Origin of the sequence: Companilactobacillus futsaii JCM 17355 (assembly GCF_001435505.1) — a bacterium.
Taxonomy (GTDB): domain Bacteria; phylum Bacillota; class Bacilli; order Lactobacillales; family Lactobacillaceae; genus Companilactobacillus; species Companilactobacillus futsaii.
In genome coordinates, this window is sequence record NZ_AZDO01000078.1 from 1 (window position 1) to 4,983 (window position 4,983).

Genomic DNA, 4,983 nt, shown 5'->3' on the forward strand with positions numbered 1-4,983 from the left:
TTTATGGAAAATATTAAGTTTTAAAAAGTGTTCGGTTATTTCTTGCAATCTGCCATAAAGAAAAATTTTATAAAAAATGGCAATTTTGGTTGAATGCCGTGGGGATTATTTGCATTTTATTTGTTATTATCTTTTTTGAACAAAATAATGGTAATAAAAATAGTAATTCTTCACATGTAAGAAATTCAAAAATCCAAAAAAAGAAAGATAATAAGGTTGAAAGCAAGAAGAAACATCCTAAGATAAAAAAGAAGAAAAAGGTAGAAAAATCTACACCAGAGCAAGAAGCTGAGAAAATTGAAAATAAATTTGTAGCATCTGATTATGATTCTCCAATTACTTATGAAAACCTTGCTAGAACTCCAAAAGAATATACCGGAAAAAAAGTGAAGTTTGCTGGTGAAGTTGTTCAAGTAATAGAAGATGATAAGATGACAGAATTACGCGTTGCTGTTAATAATGATCATGATACAATCGTGTATTGCATTGTGCCTACTAGTATATTGCATGATACTCATATTTTAGAAGATGATAGTGTGATCATTTATGGTATTTCTGCGGGATTGAAGAGTTATGAATCTACAATGGGGGGACAAATAACTATTCCATCATTGGTAATTAATCATGTAGATGATAACGGTAAAAGTACATACTAATTAAATTTAATGTGAATAAAAAAGTTCATTGGCTTAGGATTAATAAGTCAATGAACTTTTTAGATTACTTTTCTGTAGAATGACGATCTCCCAATAGAAAATCATCTTTATTTTCAAACATATGTTTAATAGTGATTGGATTATGACCAGTTAGTCTACTAAAATCACTAACAGGAACGTCTAAATATCCTTCTCTAACAGTAGTGCCAAATGTTACCATACCCTCAGAAGTTGCTTGAATAGGACTCTTTGAAAAGTCACCATTAGTATCGCGGGGAACACCAATACTATCAAAATAATCATATAATTCTTGATCAGTTTTTCTAATGTATTTAATATTATTGCCAGTAGTTTCATTACCAACCTTTAAGAATTTATCATAAGTAAATGGTTCAATTCCGTTAATGTTTAAAATAGCACGGTGCAATAAATCGTTATTCAACGCACAAGCAGCACTTAAAGCAGCGTCTCGTCTTGATATAAACCAAACTTTGCCATCACCCATATTCTTTTCGATACTATCTTCATTACTGTTAACAGCACGCATGTAATCTGAAATGAATGCTTCAGCAAACAATGAATTACGTAAGAAAATGTAGTCTAAATCTGTATTTTGAATAATAGATTCAGTATAGCCATGGTCTGCATTTTCTACGCTTGGATTGAAAGGATTACCGGCAGATAGTACTGAAGTATAAATTACTTGACTAACGTGTGCTTTAACACAAGCTTCAACAAAATTCTTATGTGCTTGACGACGTTTTTTACCAACGAAAGGCATCGAAATTAATAATACTTTATCTGCATCTTTGTAGGCTGAGACCAAAGTTTCAGGATTATTAAAATCAGCTACAGCGGTTTTGATTCCTTGATCAGAATATTTCTTTAATTTATCTTTACGAGGTGCTGTAAATACTAAATATTCTTTTGGAATTAATTTTTGTACGTAATTTGCTACTAATGAGCCAAAATTTCCATCTATTCCATTTACTACTATTTTCTTCATAAAAGCCTCCATTAAATAATGTACACGATTTCATTGTAATAAAAAAAACTTTTTCATGTCAAAAAAATTTAATTATATATTGTGAACTGGTTTTTAAGACTGATTTGAGAATCAAAAACTTGTCAGAAAAAATATCAAGGCTCATACTTAAATAAAGTTATTCAAGTAGTGGAGGGTAAGCGATGGCAAAGGTATTTATCGCGGGAAAAATTCCAGATAAAGCAGTTGCTTTATTGAAAGCAGCTAATTTAATAGTTGATATGTATACTGATGATAAATTAATTAGTACAGAAGCTTTGAAAGAAAGCGTAATTGATAGTGATTTTCTAATAACACCACTTTCAACACAGGTTGATCGTGATGTACTGAATCATGCACCTAAGTTAAAATTGATTGCTAATTTTGGTGCTGGAACTAATAATATTGATACAAATTATGCAAAAAAATTAGGAATACCAGTTACGAATACACCAATGGTTTCGACGGTTTCAACAGCAGAGTCTACAGTTGGATTAATTATTGGATTGATGCATCGAATTGCTGAAGGTGATCATCTGATGAGAACAACCGGTTTTAATGGATGGGCACCATTATTCTTCTTAGGACATGAATTACAAGGTAAGACTTTGGGAATTATTGGTTTGGGTCAAATTGGTCAAGCGGTTGCCAAGAGAATGCACGCCTTTGACATGCCAATTCTTTATACGCAACATCATCAATTACCGGTTAGTCGTGAAGTAGAATTAGGAGCTAAATTTGTTTCACAAGATGAACTCCTAGAAAAATCCGATATTGTAACTTTGCATTTACCATTGAATGAACATACTAAGCATTTACTAGGAGCTAAAGAATTTAAACAAATGAAAGATAGTGCTATTTTAGTTAATGCGGCTCGTGGTCCTATTATTGATGAAGAGGCTTTAACGAATGCATTAGTAAATCACGTTATTGCAGGTGCGGCATTAGATGTATACGAAAATGAACCAGAGGTATCAGAAAAATTAAAACAAATGAAAAACGTATTATTGACACCACATCTTGGAAATGCCACTATTGAAGCTCGTGATGCGATGGCCGTGATCGTTGCAGAAAATGTGATTGCTGCAGTAAATGACCAGTCAATCAAATATATTGTTAATGACAAATAATAAGGAGAAATAAATGTTTGCTAATTTAGTTAATGAAAAAAGAAGTGCCTATAAAACCGTTAAAATTGGTTATTCGTGGACAGAAATGATTTTTGGCTTTTGGACACCTGTTTTTCGTGGTGATTTTAAATGGGCCAGTGTCATAGTCTTGGCAGAAATACTCTTTGGATCATTCACTTGGGGTGGTGGAGCCTTTTTGGTTACCTTTGTATTTGCCTTCTTCTACAATCGTCTTTATGTTGGGGATATGATTAAGCAAGGCTTTAAACCAGCTGATCAGAATTCCTTTAATGTTTTGAAAAGTTATAATTATATTTAGAAAGCGGGATGGGGGACATTTTTATGAAAAAAGTAAGCTTGTTGGTTTTATTTTTTCTCATTTCATGCTTGGTGATAATATCGATCCCCACTGCATTTCATTTTGGGATGCAATATTTGATAATTACAATTTTGCTGATTTTAGTAGGTCGACATATTTTATATAAAAAATAAGAGCAATTTATCCAATTTTGAAAAGAGGGTAGGTGGCTTTTTTTTAACTAAAAAACTACAATTTTGTAATACTGTCCAAAAAAATACAGAGTGTCAATAATGTTCTTAAGTTTAATATAATTATCCTCTAAACTATTAAATCAAATAAAGATTTTAATTTGGAGGCAAGCAATATGCAAAGTAGTAACAACTTGACGCTACATACAGATTTATACGAAATTAATATGATTGAAACTTATTGGCGGCAAAATGTGGCTCATAGAATGGCTGTCTTTGAATTGTATTTTAGAAAGTTACCATTTAAAAATGGATATGCTATTTTTGCTGGATTAGAACGGATTATTGACTATTTAACAAACCTTAATTTTAATAAAGAAGATATCGATTATCTAAGAAAAATAGGTTATAAAGAGGATTTCTTAAAATATTTATCGAAGTATCATTTTTCCGCCACTGTTAGATCAGTTCAAGAAGGTGAAGTCGTCTTTGCTAATGAACCTTTGATACAGGTTGAAGGTCCAATTGTAGATGCACAATTAATTGAAACGGCGTTGTTAAATTTTGTCAATTATCAAACTCTAATTGCAACCAAAGCAGCGAAAATCAAGAATGTTGTTGGTGATGATCCGTTATTAGAAATGGGAACCCGTAGAGCTCAAGAAGCCGACGCAGCCATTTGGGGAGCTAGAGCAGCTTACATCAGTGGTTTTAATGCCACTAGTAATGTCAAAGCTGGTGAAAAGTTTGATATACCAGTAAGTGGTACTCACGCTCATTCATTAGTTCAGTCTTTTGGCAATGATTATGAAGCTTTCAAAGCATACGCTAAAACACACGAAAATAGTGTCTTTTTAGTAGATACATATGATACTTTGCGAAGTGGTGTTCCCGCCGCAATAAAAGTTGCAAAAGAATTCAAAGATAAGACTCACTTTTTAGGAGTCCGAATCGATTCCGGTGATATGGCAGCTTTATCTAAGGCTGTTCGAAAGCAGTTAGACCAAGCAGGTTTTTATGATGCTAAAATTTTTGCTTCAAATGACTTAGATGAGCAGACGATAATGAATTTAAAAATGCAAGATGCCAAGATCGATGTTTGGGGCGTTGGCACCAGATTAATTACGAGCTTTGATCAACCAGCTTTAGGTGCGGTTTATAAATTGGTTGCTGTTGAAGATGATAATGGTAATCTAAAAGGTACAATCAAGTTATCCAATAATGCAAACAAAATATCCACCCCTGGTAAAAAGCAAGTGTGGCGGATCACTCGTAAATGTGATGGTAAATCTGAAGGCGATTACGTGACTTTCGCTGACGAAGATCCACGAACTATGGAAAGCATCTATATGTTTAATCCAAAAGTACCATACATAAATAAGACAGTTGGTTCATTTGAAGCTCGACCTTTGTTGCATGAAATTTTTCGCGAAGGCAAATTAGTCTACAAACAGCCATCATTAAAAGAAATTAGGAATTTCACTGCAACTGAACTTGAAGGACTTTGGAGTGAATATAAACGTCAATTGAATCCTCAAGAGTATCCGGTTGATTTGTCGCAGAAATTATACGATCAGAAAATGAATTTAATTAAACGTAATCAAAAATCTATTTAAAAAAGAGTCTTCTTGAAGTGCAATAAAAAAGTTAGACATTTTTATAAGTTTTAAGAAATCATGGATTG

At 32.7% G+C, this 4,983-nt stretch carries 5 protein-coding genes; 4 read left to right on the plus strand and 1 reads right to left on the minus strand.

Annotated features, from left to right (window positions below):
* Positions 1-98: 98 nt before the first annotated feature.
* On the plus strand, positions 99-656 hold the full coding sequence (locus FC88_RS06220) for a hypothetical protein (protein ID WP_162256534.1): 558 nt from the start codon (positions 99-101) through the stop codon (positions 654-656).
* Between the two features lie 64 nt (positions 657-720).
* On the opposite strand, the gene FC88_RS06225 is transcribed toward FC88_RS06220, so the two are convergent.
* Positions 721-1,662 (minus strand): NAD(P)H-binding protein, encoded by a 942-nt coding sequence (locus tag FC88_RS06225; RefSeq protein WP_057813865.1) that lies wholly within the window; start codon positions 1,660-1,662, stop codon positions 721-723.
* Between the two features lie 182 nt (positions 1,663-1,844).
* On the opposite strand from FC88_RS06225, the gene FC88_RS06230 reads away from it, so the two are divergent.
* The 3 genes from FC88_RS06230 (at position 1,845) to FC88_RS06240 (ending at position 4,915) form a co-directional block, all read left to right on the plus strand.
* Entirely contained in the window at positions 1,845-2,810 is a 966-nt protein-coding gene (locus FC88_RS06230; RefSeq protein WP_057813867.1) for a 2-hydroxyacid dehydrogenase family protein, read from the plus strand.
* Positions 2,811-2,823: 13 nt separating this feature from the next.
* Entirely contained in the window at positions 2,824-3,129 is a 306-nt protein-coding gene (locus FC88_RS06235) for a hypothetical protein (RefSeq protein ID WP_057813869.1), read from the plus strand.
* A 346-nt stretch (positions 3,130-3,475) separates the two neighbouring features.
* Positions 3,476-4,915, plus strand: coding sequence for a nicotinate phosphoribosyltransferase (locus tag FC88_RS06240; protein WP_057813872.1), 1,440 nt, complete (start codon positions 3,476-3,478; stop codon positions 4,913-4,915).
* The last annotated feature ends 68 nt before the right edge of the window (positions 4,916-4,983 follow it).

Excerpts from the sequence above, each read along its gene's own strand:
- FC88_RS06225 (WP_057813865.1), bottom strand. The coding sequence starts at position 1,662 with ATGAAGAAAATAGTAGTAAATGGAATAGATGGAAATTTTGGCTCATTA.
- FC88_RS06230 (WP_057813867.1), top strand. The coding sequence starts at position 1,845 with ATGGCAAAGGTATTTATCGCGGGAAAAATTCCAGATAAAGCAGTTGCT.
- FC88_RS06235 (WP_057813869.1), top strand. The coding sequence starts at position 2,824 with ATGTTTGCTAATTTAGTTAATGAAAAAAGAAGTGCCTATAAAACCGTT.
- FC88_RS06240 (WP_057813872.1), top strand. The coding sequence starts at position 3,476 with ATGCAAAGTAGTAACAACTTGACGCTACATACAGATTTATACGAAATT.